Here is a 16,532-nt window from a genome sequence, read left to right as displayed (position 1 = left end):
ACGAGCCCACCACGACCGTCATTGCGAGCGCAGCGAAGCAATCCAGAATCTTGCCGACGAAACAGCCTGGATTGCTTCGTCGCAAGGGCTCCTCGCAATGATGGCGGCGATAGAGTTTCCCAAAAACGCGAAGCGAAGCAATCCGGCCGGGCTGGTGGCCGGATTGCTTCGTCGCTAAGGCCCCTTCCGGATGGTGAAGGGCCGGCTGCCGTCTGAGCGATTGCCCCGCTCAGGACGCCAGTATCGTGGTCTCGTCGGCTGCAAGCTCGGCGGCGACGTGCAACATTCCGTCCGCGGCCGCGATGACCTGGTCGATCAAGACATTGGTGGTGGCGGCGAGCTCGAGCCGGGTCTCGATCCAATGCCAGAGGCCGCGGATCTCCTCGGTCGACTTGCCGTTCGGGGCGAATTCGTTCACCGCGAGGCCGCTTGCGAGCGAGTCCTGGTGGTCGTTGCGCATCACGATCAGGGGCCGCGCGAGCACCTCAGCGAGATCGAGCGCGGCTTCCTCGGCGAGGGTGTTGGCGGCATTATCGATACGCTGGCCGCGGATCGGCGTTTGGTTCAGCACGAAGCTGTAGGGACGCTTCCAGGCGCGCGCGACGCTGAGCGTGGAGACGGTGGCTTCGATGTCGGCGACGCTCGGGCGGGCCGGGATCAGGCAGAGGTCGGAATGGCGGATCGCGGCGGTGGTCGCGGCGCTGAGGCCGGCGGCGGTATCGACGATCGCGATCTGGAGGCCGCTGTCGGCCAGCATCCTCAGGCGCGGCTCGATGTCGGCGGCGTGATAGATCGGCTCGACGACGAGATCATCGGTGGTGCGGCGGCGCTGCCAGTTGGACAGTGTGCCCTGCGGGTCGGTTTCGATCAGGCGAACGGTGAAGCCGGCCTGCTTGGCTGCCAGCGCGAGGCCGATGGCGAGCGTGCTCTTGCCGCTGCCACCCTTTTGGGTGGCCAGTGCGATCGTGTGCATTGAAGATCAATCCTTTGGAGTGCTTGGGTCTCGGGAAACGCCACGCGAACGTGCATCGATCTCGATGCTGAGCTCTTCTCGCTCAGGACGTGCCGGCCCGATCCAAAGGGGATCGCGGAGGTCCGAATCAGCAGGAACGATGATGGCGGAAGCGGGAATGCCAGCGAATCCGTACCATTACTGGACCCGTACTCGTACGTGTGCTGTGCTTGATACCGTGAGTAAGAAGGACAAGAGGCATGGGCGGAAACTGGCGCGACCGGACGGCGACGAATTTCGAATGCCAGAAGATGCCTGCGGTATCGAGCCGCGGCATGGTGGTCAGCAACCATCCACTGGCCTCGAGCGCCGGCGCGGAAATGCTGGCCGCCGGCGGCAACGCCGTCGACGCCGCGATAGCGACCCTGTTCACGCTGACCGTGGTCGAGCCGATGATGGTGGGCATCATCGGCGGTGGCATGGCGCACATCCGGCTCGCCGACGGCAGCCACCGTTTCATCGACGGGCAGAGCACCGTGCCCGCGGCGGTGCTTGACACCAGCTACACCCCGACGCCGGGTTCCGCGCATGACGTGTTCGACACCGTCGGCAATGAAAATCTCAACGGCCCAAAGGCGGTCGCCACACCGGGTTCGCTGAAAGCCTGGTGCGAGACGCTGCGCCGCTTCGGCACCATGAGCCTCGCCGACGTCATGCAGCCCGCGATCAAGCACGCCGCGCGGGGCTATGCGGCGACACCCTATCTGCACGAATGCATCAGCGAGAGCGCCGCCGAGATGCGCAAGGACAAGCCGATCGCGGCGATTTACTTGCCTGATGGAGAGCCGTTGAAGGTCGGCGAGCGCGTGGTACAGGCCGAATATGCCGAGACGTTGCGGCATATCGCCGACCACGGTGAAAAGGCGCTCTATGCGGGACCGCTTGGCGACATCCTGGTCGATTACATGGAAAAGGCCGGCGGCTTCATCCGGCGCAACGACCTCACCAGCTACAAGACCGTCGAACGGCAGCCGATCCGCGCCGATTACCGAGGCTGGACCATCTTTGGCCCGCCGCCGCCCGCGGCCTCGGGCGTGCATATCGCGCAGATGCTGAACATCCTGGAGGGTTACGACATCGGCAGCCTCGGCTTCGGTACGCCCGAGACCATCCACTATCTTGCCGAGGTCCTGAAGATCGCATTCGCCGATCGCGCCGCTGCCAGCGGCGATCCTGATTATGTCGGCGTCCCCGTGGAGCGGCTGACTTCGAAGGCGTATGCCGAGGAGCGCCGCGCTGCGATCGATCCGGCACGGGCGCAGAGCTGGGGCGCCGGCGTGTCGCAGCTTGAAGGCGCTCACACCACGCACATGACGGCGGCTGATGCGTTCGGCAACGTGGTTGCGACCACGCAGACCATCAACAATCTGTTCGGCGCCAAGATCATGATCCCGGGCCTCGGCGCCATCGCCAACAACTACATGAACCTGTTTGATCCGCGTCCAGGCCACGCCCTGTCGCTGGCGCCGGGCAAGCGGGTGACGACCTCGATGTCGCCGATGATGGCGCTCCGTGACGGAAAGCTGCGCTACGCGCTGGGCCTGCCCGGGGGAAAACGAATCTTCCCGAGCGCGATGCAGGCACTGGTCAATTTGATCGACCACGGCATGAGCTTGCAGGAAGCGGTCGAGGCGCCGCGGGTCTGGACCGAAGGCAATGCGCTCGAAGTCGAACAGAACGTACCGGAGAGCGTGCGCGCGAAGCTCGACCGCCTCGGCCACAAGGTGCAGCCTGTCGCGACAGTCGCCGGCGGCATGAACGGTATCGCCTTCCACGACGACGGCACCATGATCGGCGCCGCCTGCTGGCGTGCGGACGGCACGCCGGTCGGGATTTCCGGTGGCCTCGCGAAGGCCGGGATCAGGTTCAGGCTGAGCTAATGGCGCGCTGGGTCGCGAGCTCGGTCAGCTCTTCCGCTCGTGGAGAGGTTGCGCGCCTTCGGCGAGCTTACTTCCGCACGCAGATCACGCGCACGACGGCGGCTTTCGCATCCGTCGAGGTGCCGCTCGCGGTGACACCGTTTGTCTTCAGGAAATCGCGCACCGTCTCCGCGGAGACCATCACCGCCTGCGACGCCGGTACTGACGTCGCGGCGCCCGCAACCATCGCCGGCTTCAACAGTGCGATGCCGGAGAACTTGCCGTCGCCGTCGATGGCGGGGCTGCCGGAGAAGCCAACAGCCGGCGGCGGTGAGAGCGGGGAATCGCCGCCACCGACAGATGCCAGCGCAGCCTTGAGGCTCGACGCAACGGCGGCTCCGCCCTGGCTCTGCGGATCCGCGATACCGATGATATCGACGCTCGTCTTCGCCGCGCCGCTGCCGAGGCTGAACGGCTTCAGGCCGCGGGCGCCGTAGATGTGGAGCAGCGCCAGATCGTGCTCCTTGTCCTCGGCGAGACGGTCGGCGCTGCCATAGCCGGCGACCGTGATCGCGAGACAGGAATCGGTGACGAGGCGGTCGGTGACGATCGCGCCATCGTCGCTGACGACGAGCCCGGTGCCATATTCGACGGTCTTGCGTGGCGGCGGCCCGGCCTGTGGCCCCGACGGGAATGCAGTGAACGCGCTCGACATCGCGATCACGACCGGCTCGACGGTGTTCTCGGTCGCCTGGTCGTAGAGGATCGTCATGATGCGAACTTCATCACCCCTGGAGGTGCCGCGCATGTAAAATTTCTTCAGACCCTGCAGACCCGACAGCACGAAGAAGTCGGGCTTCACCACGGTGTAGTCGACCTTGCGACCCGGCTCTTTCTTCTCCGCTTCGGCAAGCTTGGCTGTGGTCGGGTTCGCCTCCTTGCGGCGGCTGAGCAGCACCTGCACCGTTCCGGTGGGAGAGGTCCATTTCGAGCCGTTGGCGTCGGTCGCCTGCTGCGGCACCAGTTTTGAGGGAATGCCAAGCCGCGCGCCGCTGGTCATCTCCGTCACAATCTTCCAGCCGACGCTCTCCTGTTTGCGGCGCGCGGTCTCGGCGAGCGCGGCGCGTTCCTGCGGATTGAGCACGCCGGTCGGCTTGCCGCCCTTGGCCTTCTGATACTCCTTGATCGCCTCGATCAGGCGCGCGCTGACGTCGCCGGTGATGGCGCCGTTATATTGGCCGACCCAGGCGAGGTCGGACTGCAGCGACAACCGCTCCGCCTGCGCCATGGCATCGGCCGTCGCAGCCGGCGTCTGCAAAGCAGGAGGCCGGATCGGAACGGTCTGGACCGGCTTCGGCTTGGGGCCAGGGATCTGCGGTGTCGTCATCTGGGCGTGTGCGCCTGTCGCAGCCGCAAACATCAGTGTTGCCGCAAGCATCGATCTCATGACAAATCCAGCCAGCCCATTGAACGCAATGCCATTGAAGCACATCTCGTTGGTCGCGAACAATCTCGGGGTGGTTCAGCCGGGCGATAGAGGCCACGGACTCAGGCCCTCATCCTGAGGAGCGGCCTCAAGGCCGCATCTCGAAGGATGGCTCCGGGCGATATGGGCCTGCATGGTTCGAGACGCGCGTTCCGCGCTCCTCACCATGAGTGTTGAGAGAACGAAGGATAACGATGCTGAGCCCGGACGAACTCGAACGTTATGCCCGCCATATCGTGCTGCGCGATGTCGGTGGTCCCGGCCAGGCTGCGCTGAAGCGGGCCTCCGTGCTGGTGATCGGCGCTGGCGGGCTCGGTGCGCCCGCCTTGATGTACCTTGCGGCCGCCGGCGTCGGTACGCTCGGCGTGGTCGATGACGATGTGGTATCCCTGTCGAACCTCCAGCGCCAGGTGATTCACACCACGCCCGATATCGGCCGGCACAAGGTCGAGAGCGCGGCCGAACGGATTTCGGCGCTTAATCCGCATGTCAGCTTCGTCGGTCACGCCACCTGGCTCAATGCCGACAATGCGCTGGCGCTGATCGGCGACTATGACCTGGTGCTCGACGGCTCCGACAATTTCTCGACCCGCTATCTGGCCTCGGACGCCTGCTTCTTCGCCAAGAGGCCGCTGATCACGGCGGCGCTCGGCACCTTCGATGGCTCGCTCACCACCATCCGCGCGCATGAGAAGAACGAGCAGGGCGAATTCAATCCGACCTATCGCTGCTTGTTCCCGGAGGCGCCGCCGCCCGGGACCGTGCCGGCCTGCGCGGAAGCCGGCGTCATGGGCGCGCTCGCGGGCGTGATGGGCTCGATGATGGCGCTGGAGGCGATCCGCGAGATCGTCGGCTTTGGCGACGGCCTGGTCGGCCGCCTGCTGATGATCGATGCGCGCGCGATGCGCTTCGAGACGCTGCGTTACGCGCGCGATCCGGCCAATCCGCTCAATGGCGATGGGCCTGTGATCACTGACCTCAGCGCCCATCGCACCTGATCGCAGCCGCTACGCCGTGGCCGGCTTCTCGCTGTCGAGATGCGCCATCTGCTCGGCCGCGTAGCGCGTACCGGCGGCGACATCGGGCGGGAAGGCCTTTGCCAACAGCGCGAGATGAGCCGGCGTCAGCGTGACCTTGGCCGCACCAAGTGCCTCGCTGAGGCGGTTGCGGGTGCGGGCGCCGACCAGCGGCACGATCTCTTGACCGTGCTCTTGGCCTTGCGCCGCCACCCAGGCGATCGCGACCTGTGCCGGCGTCGCGCCAATCTCGGCGGCGATGGCGCGCAGCTGCTCCACCAGCGCCAGATTGACGTCGAGATTCGATCCCTGGAAGCGCGGCGTCATCAGCCGGTAGTCCTTGCCTGTCTTGCCGGAGTCCTTCGACCAATGGCCGCTGATCAGGCCGCGTGCCAACACGCCGTAAGCCGTGATGCCGATGCCGAGCTCGCGGCAGGTCGTCAGGATGTCGCGCTCGATGCCGCGCTGGATCAGCGAATATTCGATCTGGAGATCGGCGATCGGGTGCACGGCATGCGCGCGGCGGATGGTGTCGGAGCCGACCTCGGACAGGCCGATATGTTTGATGTAGCCGGCCTTCACGAGATCGGCGATGCCGCCGATGGTTTCCTCGATCGGAATGTTGGGATCGAGCCGTGCCGGACGGTAGATGTCGATGTAGTCGGTGCCGAGCCGCTGCAGCGAATAGGCCAGGAAGTTCCTCGTTGCGGCCGGCCTCGTGTCCATGCCGGTGAATTCGCCGGCAGGACCGCGCAGCGCACCGAATTTGACGCTGATCTGCACCTTCTCGCGCGGTACATCCTTGAGCGCTTCGCGCACCAGCATTTCATTGTGGCCCATGGCGTAGAAATCGCCGGTGTCGACCAGGGTGATGCCGGCATCCAGCGCCGCGTGGATCGTGGCGATGCTCTCGCCGCGATCGGCGGGGCCGTAGACCTCGGACATGCCCATGCAGCCGAGACCGAGAGCGGAGACGGTGGGGCCGGTTGAACCGAGTTTGCGCTGTTCCATGATGGCTCTCCTCGAAAAGGCGCTGACTGCGCCGCGTGACGAGCGCTGATATGCGCCTGATCGATTGCGCCGATAAAAGCTGGACAATCGAGAATGGCTTGTTCACATTAGCGAACAATGGCTGAGCCCGACCTGCGTGATCTCGACGTCTTCGTGGCGGTCGCCCGCACCCGCAATTTCCGGCGCGCGGCGGTCGAAATTCGCGTGTCGGTGTCGAGCCTTAGCCAACGATTGCGGGACCTCGAAGAGCGCCTCGGCGTGCGCCTGATGAACCGCACCACCCGCAGCGTCGCCCTGACCGAGGCGGGCGAGCTGCTGCTGTCGCGCGTGGCGCCGGCGCTGCGCGATGTCGGCGACGCCCTCGATCAAGTCCGCGGCCTGCGCGAGGTGGCCTCGGGCCGGCTACGCATCAACGCACCGCCGCCCGCGGTCGATCTCGTGCTGGCGCCGATGATCGGGCCGTTCCTCAAGGCCTATCCCCAGGTCGACCTCGACGTCGTCTCCGAGAGCGGGTTCGTCGACATCGTCAGCGCGGGCTTCGATGCCGGCGTGCGCTATGGCGAGCATCTCGCGCAGGACATGGTGGCGATCTCGCTCAGCGGCCCGCAGAGCTATGTCGTGGTCGCTTCGCCCGATTACCTCGCGCGCCGCGGCAAGCCTGAGCATCCGAAGGATCTGCTCGACCACGATTGCATCTGCGCCCGCTACTCCAGCGGTGTCATGCATGATCTGGAGTTCGAGAAGGCCGGACAGCTGGTGAAAGTCGATCCGCCGGCAAAGCTGATCTCGACCAACATGGGCATTTCCATGCGCGCTGCGCTCGACGGCGCCGGTGTCTGGGCGACGCTCGATGGATATGTCGGCGAAGCCCTGAAGTCGGGCGCGCTGGTCAGGCTGCTTGAAGACTGGTGCGAGCCGTTTCCGGGCCCGTTCCTGTATTATCCAAGCCGGCGCCAGACGCCGCCGGCACTGCGGGCCTTCATCGATTTCGTTGCCGACTGGCGCAAGCGCAACGCCCGGGGGTAGCAGACCCTTATGGTGAGGAGCGCGGAACGCGCGTCTCGAACCATGAAGGCCCGGATCTCGCCTGCGGCCATCCTTCGAGACGATCGCTACGCGGTCTCCTCAGGAGGAGGCAGGAGAGCTTATCGCGCAGTCAGTTGAACTCAGAGCATGCTCGGCAGCACGCGATCCGGCGGCTTGTGCGCATCCAGGAAGGTGCGGATGTTGATGATCACCTTCTCGCCCATCTCGACGCGGCCCTCGATCGTGGCCGAGCCCATATGCGGCAGCAACGTCACCTTGCCGGCCTTGGCGAGCCGCACCAGCTTCGGGTTCACCGCGGGCTCGTGCTCATAGACATCGAGGCCGGCGCCGCCGATCTCGCCGCCTTCGATCAGCTTGATCAGCGTGTCCTCGTCGGTGACCCCGCCGCGCGCGGTGTTGACGATGTAGGCGTCCTTGCGGATCAGCTTCAGCCGGCGCGCCGACAGCAGATGGTAGGTCGCCGGCGTGTGCGGACAGTTCACGGAGATGATGTCCATCCGCGCCAGCATCTGGTCGAGGCTTTCCCAATAGGTCGCGCCCAGCTCTTCGGCGATCTTCGGCGCCACCGGCCGGCGGTTGTGGTAGTGGATCTGCAAGCCGAAGGCGCGGGCGCGGCGTGCGACCGCTTGGCCGATGCGGCCCATGCCGATGATGCCGAGGCGCTTTCCGCCGATGCGATGGCCAAGCATCCAGGTCGGCGACCAGCCGGGCCAGGGTTTTCCTTCCGTCAGGATCGAGGCGCCTTCGATCATCCGCCTGGGCACGGCGAGGATCAGTGCCATGGTCATGTCGGCGGTGTCTTCTGTAAGGACTTTCGGCGTGTTGGTGACGGTGATGCCGCGGGCATGCGCGGCCTCGACATCGATGTTGTCGACGCCGTTGCCGAAATTCGCGATCAGTTTCAGCCTGCAGTCGGGCTGGTTGACGATATCGGCGGAGATGTGATCGGTCACGGTCGGAACCAGTACGTCGGCGGTACGGGCGGCTTCCGCGATCTGCTCGGCCGACATCGGCGCGTCGTCGAGGTTGATCCGCGCGTCGAACAGCTCGCGCATCCGGGTCTCGATCGAGTCCGGAAGCTTGCGCGTCACGACGACGAGGGGCTTTTTCTTCACCGACATGTCCTGCCCTCATGAGGCGTTGCGAGCCGCCTCTGTCGCCAAAGGCCGGCCGTTGAGGCCTCATTAACCCGGTTGTTCGACACTGCCTTTGCCGTGTCGTCCCCGGCGTTTCCTTCAAGCTCTCCCGACATTTCCGGCCGGAAAATCGGGACAAACCGGTTGTTCAGACGTCCGTCCTCTCTAGCAGAAGGCCGGGCCAAGACAAGAACCACGGGCAAAGGGCTCGGGAACACCCGCGTGGGGCGGGTCAGGGGCGACAGCGGCCTGGTTTTGGAATTTTGGGGTGAGGGCCCGGCTCGGCCGGACCTTCGACAGGAGACGGGTTGATGGCGTTGGGGCGTTTTTGTTCGGTGATGGCGCTCGTTTGCACCTGGTTGAGCGCTTCGGTCAGTCCCGGGCATTCGGCAAAGGACAGCACACCCCAGACGGCCTCGGGCCTCCCGGTGCCGCGCTACGTCAGCCTGAAATCGGATCACGTCAACGTCCGCGCCGGACCGACCAAGGACAATGACGTCGCGTGGGTCTACACCCGCTCCGGCCTGCCGGTCGAAATCACCGCGGAGTTCGAGAACTGGCGCCGGGTGCGCGATTCCGAGGGCGCCGAGGGCTGGGTCTATCACTCGCTGCTCTCGGGCCGCCGCACCGCGGTCGTCACGATGAAACACAAGGACGAGCTCGCGCCGATCTACGATCGCGCCGATCCCGACAGCGCGGTTGCGGCCAGGCTCCAGGCCGGTGTCGTCACCCAGGTGAAAAAGTGCAGCGCAAACTGGTGCCGCGTCAGCGGTAACGGCTTTGACGGCTGGATCCAGCAGGAACGCCTCTGGGGCGTTTATTCGGACGAGCAGGTGAACTGACGTTGGGCGGGAGCGGAGCTGTTGCTCCACCGTCATGCCCGGGCTCGTCCCGGGCATGACCGTCATGCCCGGGCTCGTCCCGGGCATCCACGTATTTTGACGCCTGACCAAGTAACGTGGATGGCCGGGACAAGCCCGGCCATGACGATCAAATCAGCAATTCAGGATAGATCTCAGCGCTTCTTGCGCAGCCGTACGACCATGTCGATGCGGGCGATCTCGTAACCCGCGGGCACCTCCGGCATCTTGGACAGCGCCAGATGCGGATCCTCGATGTCGACCAGCTCGTGGCTGTTCTCGAGATAGTAGTGATGGTGGGTCGTGACGTTGGTGTCGAAATAGGTCTTGGTGCCGTCGACGCTGACCTGACGCAGCAGACCGGCGTCGGTGAGCTGGTTCAGCGTGTTGTAGACGGTCGCCAGCGAGACCGGCACCTTGGCCAGCGTCGCTTCTTCGTAGAGCATTTCAGCCGTGAGGTGACGTGCACCCTTGCCGAACAGGAGCCAGCCGAGCGCCATGCGCTGGCGGGTCGGGCGAAGCCCCGCGGACTGGAGCATTTCGTTGACGTCGTGCCACGGGCAACCGGTCAAAGCCGGCTGGCGGCCGGACATAAGAGCCGCCGCATGGGCCTCGTCGTCGCGATGGGGCGCGTTATTTTCGTTCATTTCCAGCTTCGGGCACGCGTGAACACTGTCGTTCTCCAACATATATGGAGAGATAGATGCAGATGCAAGTTTCTCGCAACTAGAGTGGTTCTAATCAGGCAGGGAACCGGCGTGGCGGCCCGTCATTTTACCTTCATGAGAGCGCTTTGCTACCCGAAATGGCCTGTGTTAGAGAGCCCGCGGTTCCGCTTAACCGATTTTGGCGCGACCCGGCATTGAAGCCGCTCGCTATCCATCCGGGGTCCTTCGGTATTCTCGTCTGACAATGGCAACAGATGTTGCTTTTCGAACAGGATGGGGCCCATTTTCGCCGGAAACGCCGCTCAGTCGGGGTTAGAACACAAAGGCTTCCGCATGCTGAACAGGCGCAACGGTTACGAATATGAAGATCTGCTGGCGTGTGCCCGCGGCGAGATGTTCGGCCCTGGCAATGCGCAATTGCCGCTGCCGCCGATGCTCATGTTCGACCGCATTACGGACATCAGCGAGACCGGCGGCGAATTCGGCAAGGGGGTGGTGCGCGCCGAGCTCGATGTGAAGCCCGACCTCTGGTTCTTCGGCTGCCACTTCAAGAACGATCCGGTGATGCCCGGCTGCCTCGGGCTCGATGCGCTGTGGCAAATGGTCGGCTTTTATCTGGGCTGGAGCGGCGGTGAAGGTCGCGGTCGCGCGCTTGGCCTGAACGAGCTGAAGTTCAGCGGCCAGGTGCTGCCGGAGGCCCGCAAGGTTGTGTACAACATCGACATCAAGCGCGTGATGCGCTCAAAGCTGGTGCTCGGTATCGCCGACGGATGGCTTTCGGTCGATGACCAGATTATCTATCGCGCGAAGGATTTGAAGGTCGGCCTGTTCAAGCAGGGCACGAGCCTGGGCTGAGCGCATCACCACGAAGACAACGATTGAGGCGAGGCTGTCATGAGGCGGGTTGTGGTCACCGGGATGGGCATTGTCTCCTCCATCGGAAACAACACCCAGGAAGTGCTTGCGAGCCTTCACGAGGCGAAGTCGGGCATTTCGCGGGCTGAGAAATATGCCGAGCTCGGCTTCCGTTCGCAGGTGCAGGGTGCGCCGACGCTCGATCCTTCGACGGTGGTCGACCGCCGTGCCATGCGTTTCCTCGGTCAGGGTGCGGCGTGGAATCACGTCGCGATGGAACAGGCGATCCAGGATTCCGGCCTCTCGCCTGACGAAATTTCCAACATTCGCACCGGCATCATCATGGGCTCCGGCGGCCCGTCGGCGCGCACCATCGTCGAGGCCGCCGACATCACCCGCACCAAGGGACCGAAGCGCGTCGGGCCGTTTGCAGTGCCGAAGGCGATGTCCTCCACGGCCTCCGCGACGCTTGCGACCTGGTTCAAGATCAAGGGCGTGAACTATTCGATCTCGTCGGCCTGCGCCACGTCGAACCATTGCGTCGGCAACGCCTATGAGACGATCCAGATCGGCAAGCAGGACGTCATCTTCGCCGGCGGCTGCGAGGAGCTGGACTGGTCGCTGTCGGTGCTGTTCGACGCCATGGGCGCGATGTCCTCGAAGTACAACGACACGCCTGCCACGGCCTCGCGTCCCTACGACGTCAACCGCGACGGCTTCGTGATTGCCGGCGGCGCCGGCGTGCTGGTGCTGGAAGAGCTCGAGCACGCCAAGGCGCGCGGCGCGCGCATTTACGGCGAGATCGTCGGCTATGGCGCGACGTCCGACGGCTACGACATGGTCGCACCATCAGGCGAGGGCGCCGAGCGCTGCATGCGCATGGCGATGTCGACCGTGAAGACCAAGGTCGACTACATCAATCCGCACGCGACATCGACCCCGGCCGGCGATCCGCCGGAGATCGACGCGCTCCGCAGGGTGTTCGGAAGTGGCGAGAAGTGCCCGCCGATCTCGGCGACCAAGGCGCTGACCGGTCATTCCCTGGGCGCAACCGGCGTGCAGGAAGCGATCTATTCGCTGCTGATGATGAACAATGGTTTCATCTGCGAGAGCGCCCACATCCAGGAGCTCGACCCCGTGTTCGCCGACATGCCGATCGTGCGCAAGCGCATCGACAACGTCAAGATCGGCACCGTGCTGTCGAACTCCTTCGGCTTCGGCGGCACCAACGCCACGCTGGTGTTCAGCCGGCTGGATGCGTGAGGTCCTTGCGGACGCGCTGGTAATTTTCTCGTCATGGCCGGGCTTGTCCCGGCCATCCACGTCTTGGCTCACGTCTTGGCCACCGGCTTCGAAGGGCGTGGATGCCCGGGACAAGCCCGGGCATGACGAAAGCGGAAAGCGATCGAAACGATGCAGGAATTGATGAAAGGCAAGCGCGGTCTGATCATGGGCATCGCCAATGATCATTCGATCGCCTGGGGCATGGCGAAGACGCTGCATGCCCATGGCGCCGAGCTCGCCTTCACCTTCCAGGGCGAAGCACTGGGCAAGCGCGTCAAGCCGCTGGCGGAGCAGCTTGGCATCGACATGGTGCTGCCCTGCGACGTCGAGGACATCGCGAGCGTCGACGCTACATTCACGGCCTTGCGCGAAAAGTGGGGCCGGCTGGATTTCGTGATCCACGCGATCGGCTTCGCCGACAAGAACGAGCTCAAGGGCCGTTACGCCGACACCAGCCGCGAGAATTTTTCGCGCACCATGGTGATCTCCTGCTTCTCCTTCACGGAAGTGGCAAAACGCGCCGCCGAGCTGATGACGCAGGGCGGCAGCATGATCACGCTGACCTTCGGCGCCTCGGAACGCGCGATGCCGAACTACAACGTGATGGGCGTGGCCAAGGCGGCACTGGAAGCCTCGGTGCGCTATCTCGCCTCGGACTTCGGACCGCGCGGCATCCGCGTCAACGCGATCTCCGCCGGCCCCATCCGCACGCTCGCCGGCTCCGGCATCGGCGAGGCGCGCGCGATGTTCGCCTACATGCAGAAGCATTCCCCGCTCCGCCGCGGCGTCACGCTCGATGAGCTCGGTGGCTCGGCGCTGTATCTGCTGTCGGATCTCTCCGGCGGCGTGACCGGCGAGATCCATTATGTCGATAGCGGCTATAACACCGTCCTGATGCCGCGCCCGGACGATTTGAAGGCGCAGGATTAGCTCTCGTAGAGTGGGCAAAGGCGCGCAAGCGACGTGCCCACGATTTCTCAATGATTTGAGACCCGTTCCCGCTGCGGAATGTGTCGATCAGCGCGCGTCGCTGTTGCGTGTCGCTCGTTGAAACCCGAGCAAGAGCGGCAGCGTCTTGTCGAGGCTTTCCGTCAGCATGGCGCGCACGCCGTCGCGCAGTGCGGGATTGTCGGCGGCATCTTCAGGACGGGTCGGAAACGATTCTGCGGGTAGTTCGCGATAGGGGCCGCCGATTTGCACGCCCAGAAGCCTCTGCACCGTAAGGGAATGATGCGTGTTGATCAGCGCAGAACTCTGTCTGACAACAGAAAAGTCGCGCCCATCGAAGATGCGGACAAACGCCAGGGCGTAGAGATAGATGCGTCGCCCGAGCACCACATCATGGTTGAGGATGCCGAAGCCGCGGACCGTATAGTTGGATGACCCGAAAGGGCTGATTGAATTGAGGATCTGGATGTAGTGCCGGCAATTCGTTCCTTTCACGACCTCGCGCATGTATTGGGCCAGCTCCGCATTGAGATCGCGGAACAACCTGTCCTTCAATGTGTCCTTGGACTCATCGCGGCGAGGAAATTTCGCCGGGTTGTAGGGGATTCTCAGAACGGATACGCCGGCAGGGATCGCGGCGCGAGTCCGCGCGAAGATCAGATCATTGAGTCCCCAGCCCGGGATCGGGACGACCGTCTTCTTGTTCTGAAATACGGTCAGGCCGGTCGTCAACACGGTGAACTCATCGCCGGTGGTGACGACGACCCCGAAGTCGCAGGGGCCGCCGACCACGGAAGCAGGTTTGGCCGTCCGCGTGGTTGTCTTGCCGTTGGCTTGCTTGACGGCTGATCCTGCCGTTTCCGTCCCTGGTGGTCCCGATTTGGTCTGCCCCCAAGCAGATGTCGAAAAGCACCACACGACAGCCGCAAGGACGACGAGCCGGGCCATAACGTCAAATGCAGCCCAGCCGCAGGAAGCGGACGAGCGATAGCCTTTGTCGCGTCCCCTCGGCAAAGGCGCTTACTCGCCCTTGATATACGCAGGTAGATACTTGTCCAGCTGGGCCGTGAGCAGGCTGCGTGTGCTGTCACGCAACAATGCACTGCTGGTCACCTGTTCCGGAGTCTTGGGAAATTCGAGATTGTTGAGGATTTGCATATTGTCGTTCTTGTTGGAGAAACTCGAAGCAATCACATCGCCGAAGCCGCGGGTAGGCGCCCGATGGATGTCGAAAGTCCGTCCGTCAAAAACGTTGATGCGGAAATAGGAAACCACGACGCCGCGCCCGGAAGGGCTCGCCCAATTCTTGTAGACCCCGAGGCCCTCGATTGATTGATTGGTGCCATCAACCGAAACGCGGGCTTTCGTGGCTACGACGTAACGTTCGCAATTTGACGTTCCGGCGATCTGCCGCACCAGCGCCGTCAGGTCGTCGCGGTCATTGCGGAACAGTTTCGCTTCCGGATGATAGTACGGCTTGAAGGCTCCGCTTGCGTAAGCGATCTTTCGGACAGCCGCGCCTGGAGCCGCGGCGCGAACCCTCGCGACGAACAGATCATCGATACCCCACGTCTCGATCGGCGCCTCCATATACTCGTTGCCGAGCATCGTGAGGCCGACATGTTGCACCGAGAACTGGTCTCCGATCGCGGAAATGACGCCGATCTGACAGTGGCCCCTCTCCGCCGCGGCTGGCTGTTCTGCAGCCGGTTTGGCCTTCGGCGCCGCCTTCTTGACTGCCTTCGTGGCTGGCGCCGCCGTCTGAGCGGGAGGGAGGGGTTTGCGCGGCTGCCGTAGTGAGCAGGGACAGCAACGCGATCAGCGAGACGGCAATTCGAAACATCGATTCCGGGAAAGGGCAAGAGGACGGCGGATACGCCACACTAAATTGGAACCATGACAACCGCAAGCTGCACCAGGCGACCACTGCCTATCCGGCGGGCCGCTGCCGCCGCCACCGGTAATACTTCATCATGAACCCGTTCGACGGCTCGACCTCTTGCTTCTCGAACACAAAGCCTTCGCGCTCGTACCAGCGCCAGGCTTTGTCGTTCTCGCGGACGCAGCGCAGATACATCTCGTCCGGCATTTGCGTGCGCGTGAAGGCGAGCAATTGGCGGCCAAGCGATTGGCCCTGATAGGCGGGCGCGACGAACAGCATGTCGAGATAGAGTTTTGGCAAATGCAGCGCCAGCATTGCGGCGATCGTGCCGTTGTCGTCGGCGACGAACAGGCTCCAGCCGTCGTCGATCTCGCGCCGGATGCGTGCGCGCAGGTTTGCGAGCAGGAATTCGCTCGCCTCGCCGAGCCCGGTCGAGACCCAGCTCTCCATCCAGACACGGCCGATCTCGTCGTATTCGTCCGCGCGGGCCGAGCGGATGAGGAGATGCGACATCGAGGCCTCAGGTCGGCTTGCTGCGCACGGATGGACGCGCGCGAACCTTGCCCGCCGACAGGCACACCACCTCGGAGATCTGCAGCAGTTGCCGCGCCAGCGGGCTGGTCTTGCGCCAGACCATGCCGATGGTGCGCGACGGCTGCGGGTCGCGGAAGCGTGCCAGCGAGACCGAGGCCGATCGTGTTTCCACCGACACGGCCATCTCCGGGATCAACGTGACGCCGATGCCGGCGCTGACCATCTGGACCAGTGTCGACAGCGAATTGGCATCCAGCATCTCGCGCGGCGGTGCCGATTGCATGTTGCAGAATGACAGCGCCTGATCGCGGAAGCAGTGCCCCTCTTCGAGCAGCAGCAGCCGCATCTCGCGCATCATCTCCCGCGATGGTGCCGGCGTTCCCTCATCCGCGCTCGGGCGCACCAGCAGGAATTTTTCCTCGAACAGGGCGACCTCGGTGAGCGAAGGCTCGGACACCGGCAACGCCACGATGGCGGTATCGAGCCGGCCTTCCACCAGTTCCTGGATCAGCCGCGGCGTCATCGTCTCGCGCACGCGGATGTCGAGCTCCGGATGCATGCGCGTCAAATTCTTGGTGATTGTCGGCAGCAGATAGGGCGCGATCGTCGGGATCATGCCGATGCGCAGCCGTCCAGAGAACCGGTCCTGCGAGGCGCGGGCGAAATCGCCGAGTTCGTCGACCGAGCGCAAGATGTCGCGGACGCGCTGCGCGAGCTCCTCGCCAAACCGGGTCAACGCCACCTGCCGGGCGCTGCGCTCCAGCAACAGGCCGCCGAGCGCCTCCTCCAGCTCCTTGATTTGCATCGACAGGGCGGGCTGCGAGATCGAGCAAGACTCAGCCGCGCGGCCGAAATGACTGTGACGCGCCAGGGCGTCGAAATACCGAAGCTGGCGCAGGGTGAGGTTTAGCATCAGAAAATCTTATCGCTGCGA

General features: G+C 64.2%; 16 protein-coding genes. 7 read left to right on the top strand and 9 right to left on the bottom strand.

Features of this window, described 5'->3' with window-relative positions:
• Positions 1 to 229: 229 nt before the first annotated feature.
• Positions 230 to 973 (bottom strand): ParA family protein, encoded by a 744-nt coding sequence (locus tag IVB40_RS34945; RefSeq protein WP_247817707.1) that lies wholly within the window; start codon positions 971 to 973, stop codon positions 230 to 232.
• A 239-nt stretch (positions 974 to 1,212) separates the two neighbouring features.
• Here IVB40_RS34945 and ggt point away from each other — a divergent pair, with 239 nt between their 5' ends.
• Positions 1,213 to 2,892 carry a gamma-glutamyltransferase gene (gene ggt, locus IVB40_RS34940; RefSeq protein WP_247817706.1) on the top strand — a complete coding sequence of 560 codons (1,680 nt, stop codon included), beginning with the start codon at positions 1,213 to 1,215 and terminating at the stop codon, positions 2,890 to 2,892.
• 67 nt (positions 2,893 to 2,959) lie between these two features.
• On the opposite strand, the gene IVB40_RS34935 is transcribed toward ggt, so the two are convergent.
• Positions 2,960 to 4,318 carry a serine protease gene (locus IVB40_RS34935; RefSeq protein ID WP_247817705.1) on the bottom strand — a complete coding sequence of 453 codons (1,359 nt, stop codon included), beginning with the start codon at positions 4,316 to 4,318 and terminating at the stop codon, positions 2,960 to 2,962.
• A 233-nt stretch (positions 4,319 to 4,551) separates the two neighbouring features.
• Here IVB40_RS34935 and moeB point away from each other — a divergent pair, with 233 nt between their 5' ends.
• The gene (gene moeB, locus IVB40_RS34930; protein WP_247817704.1) at positions 4,552 to 5,355 is read left to right on the top strand and encodes a molybdopterin-synthase adenylyltransferase MoeB; all 804 of its coding nucleotides are present in this window, start codon (positions 4,552 to 4,554) and stop codon (positions 5,353 to 5,355) included.
• 9 nt (positions 5,356 to 5,364) lie between these two features.
• Here moeB and IVB40_RS34925 read toward each other — a convergent pair whose 3' ends face one another.
• Positions 5,365 to 6,384, bottom strand: coding sequence for an aldo/keto reductase (locus IVB40_RS34925; RefSeq protein ID WP_247817703.1), 1,020 nt, complete (start codon positions 6,382 to 6,384; stop codon positions 5,365 to 5,367).
• Between the two features lie 117 nt (positions 6,385 to 6,501).
• Here IVB40_RS34925 and IVB40_RS34920 point away from each other — a divergent pair, with 117 nt between their 5' ends.
• Positions 6,502 to 7,410, top strand: coding sequence for a LysR family transcriptional regulator (locus tag IVB40_RS34920; protein ID WP_247817702.1), 909 nt, complete (start codon positions 6,502 to 6,504; stop codon positions 7,408 to 7,410).
• A gap of 140 nt (positions 7,411 to 7,550) precedes the next feature.
• Here IVB40_RS34920 and IVB40_RS34915 read toward each other — a convergent pair whose 3' ends face one another.
• Positions 7,551 to 8,552: a D-glycerate dehydrogenase gene (locus tag IVB40_RS34915; protein WP_027514698.1), complete on the bottom strand. Its 1,002-nt coding sequence runs from the start codon at positions 8,550 to 8,552 to the stop codon at positions 7,551 to 7,553.
• A 326-nt stretch (positions 8,553 to 8,878) separates the two neighbouring features.
• On the opposite strand from IVB40_RS34915, the gene IVB40_RS34910 reads away from it, so the two are divergent.
• Complete coding sequence (locus IVB40_RS34910; protein ID WP_007603917.1) at positions 8,879 to 9,409, top strand: SH3 domain-containing protein; 531 nt, start codon at positions 8,879 to 8,881, stop codon at positions 9,407 to 9,409.
• 173 nt (positions 9,410 to 9,582) lie between these two features.
• Here IVB40_RS34910 and irrA read toward each other — a convergent pair whose 3' ends face one another.
• Positions 9,583 to 10,074 carry an iron response transcriptional regulator IrrA gene (gene irrA / locus IVB40_RS34905; protein ID WP_007598357.1) on the bottom strand — a complete coding sequence of 164 codons (492 nt, stop codon included), beginning with the start codon at positions 10,072 to 10,074 and terminating at the stop codon, positions 9,583 to 9,585.
• 354 nt (positions 10,075 to 10,428) lie between these two features.
• Between irrA and fabA the strand changes: the two genes are divergently transcribed.
• The 3 genes from fabA (at position 10,429) to fabI (ending at position 13,164) form a co-directional block, all read left to right on the top strand.
• Positions 10,429 to 10,950 carry a bifunctional 3-hydroxydecanoyl-ACP dehydratase/trans-2-decenoyl-ACP isomerase gene (gene fabA / locus IVB40_RS34900; protein ID WP_007603915.1) on the top strand — a complete coding sequence of 174 codons (522 nt, stop codon included), beginning with the start codon at positions 10,429 to 10,431 and terminating at the stop codon, positions 10,948 to 10,950.
• A gap of 39 nt (positions 10,951 to 10,989) precedes the next feature.
• A complete protein-coding gene (gene fabB / locus IVB40_RS34895) occupies positions 10,990 to 12,213 on the top strand; it encodes a beta-ketoacyl-ACP synthase I (protein WP_026233025.1) in 1,224 nt (407 codons plus the stop codon).
• Between the two features lie 150 nt (positions 12,214 to 12,363).
• On the top strand, positions 12,364 to 13,164 hold the full coding sequence (gene fabI / locus IVB40_RS34890) for an enoyl-ACP reductase FabI (RefSeq protein ID WP_247817701.1): 801 nt from the start codon (positions 12,364 to 12,366) through the stop codon (positions 13,162 to 13,164).
• Positions 13,165 to 13,251: 87 nt separating this feature from the next.
• Here the strand turns inward: fabI and IVB40_RS34885 are convergent, their stop codons facing one another.
• The 4 genes from IVB40_RS34885 to IVB40_RS34870 form a co-directional block, all read right to left on the bottom strand.
• Positions 13,252 to 14,130 (bottom strand): hypothetical protein, encoded by an 879-nt coding sequence (locus tag IVB40_RS34885; protein ID WP_247817700.1) that lies wholly within the window; start codon positions 14,128 to 14,130, stop codon positions 13,252 to 13,254.
• A gap of 72 nt (positions 14,131 to 14,202) precedes the next feature.
• The gene (locus IVB40_RS34880) at positions 14,203 to 14,790 is read right to left on the bottom strand and encodes a hypothetical protein (protein WP_247817699.1); all 588 of its coding nucleotides are present in this window, start codon (positions 14,788 to 14,790) and stop codon (positions 14,203 to 14,205) included.
• Positions 14,791 to 15,112: 322 nt separating this feature from the next.
• Positions 15,113 to 15,577: a GNAT family N-acetyltransferase gene (locus tag IVB40_RS34875; RefSeq protein WP_247817698.1), complete on the bottom strand. Its 465-nt coding sequence runs from the start codon at positions 15,575 to 15,577 to the stop codon at positions 15,113 to 15,115.
• Positions 15,578 to 15,584: 7 nt separating this feature from the next.
• Positions 15,585 to 16,511, bottom strand: a complete 927-nt coding sequence (locus IVB40_RS34870; protein ID WP_018455793.1) for a hydrogen peroxide-inducible genes activator — start codon at positions 16,509 to 16,511, stop codon at positions 15,585 to 15,587.
• Positions 16,512 to 16,532 lie beyond the last annotated feature (21 nt).

Source organism: Bradyrhizobium sp. 40, from assembly GCF_023100925.1.
Classification (GTDB): Bacteria; Pseudomonadota; Alphaproteobacteria; order Rhizobiales; family Xanthobacteraceae; genus Bradyrhizobium.
This window is presented reverse-complemented; position numbering and strand designations above follow the sequence as displayed.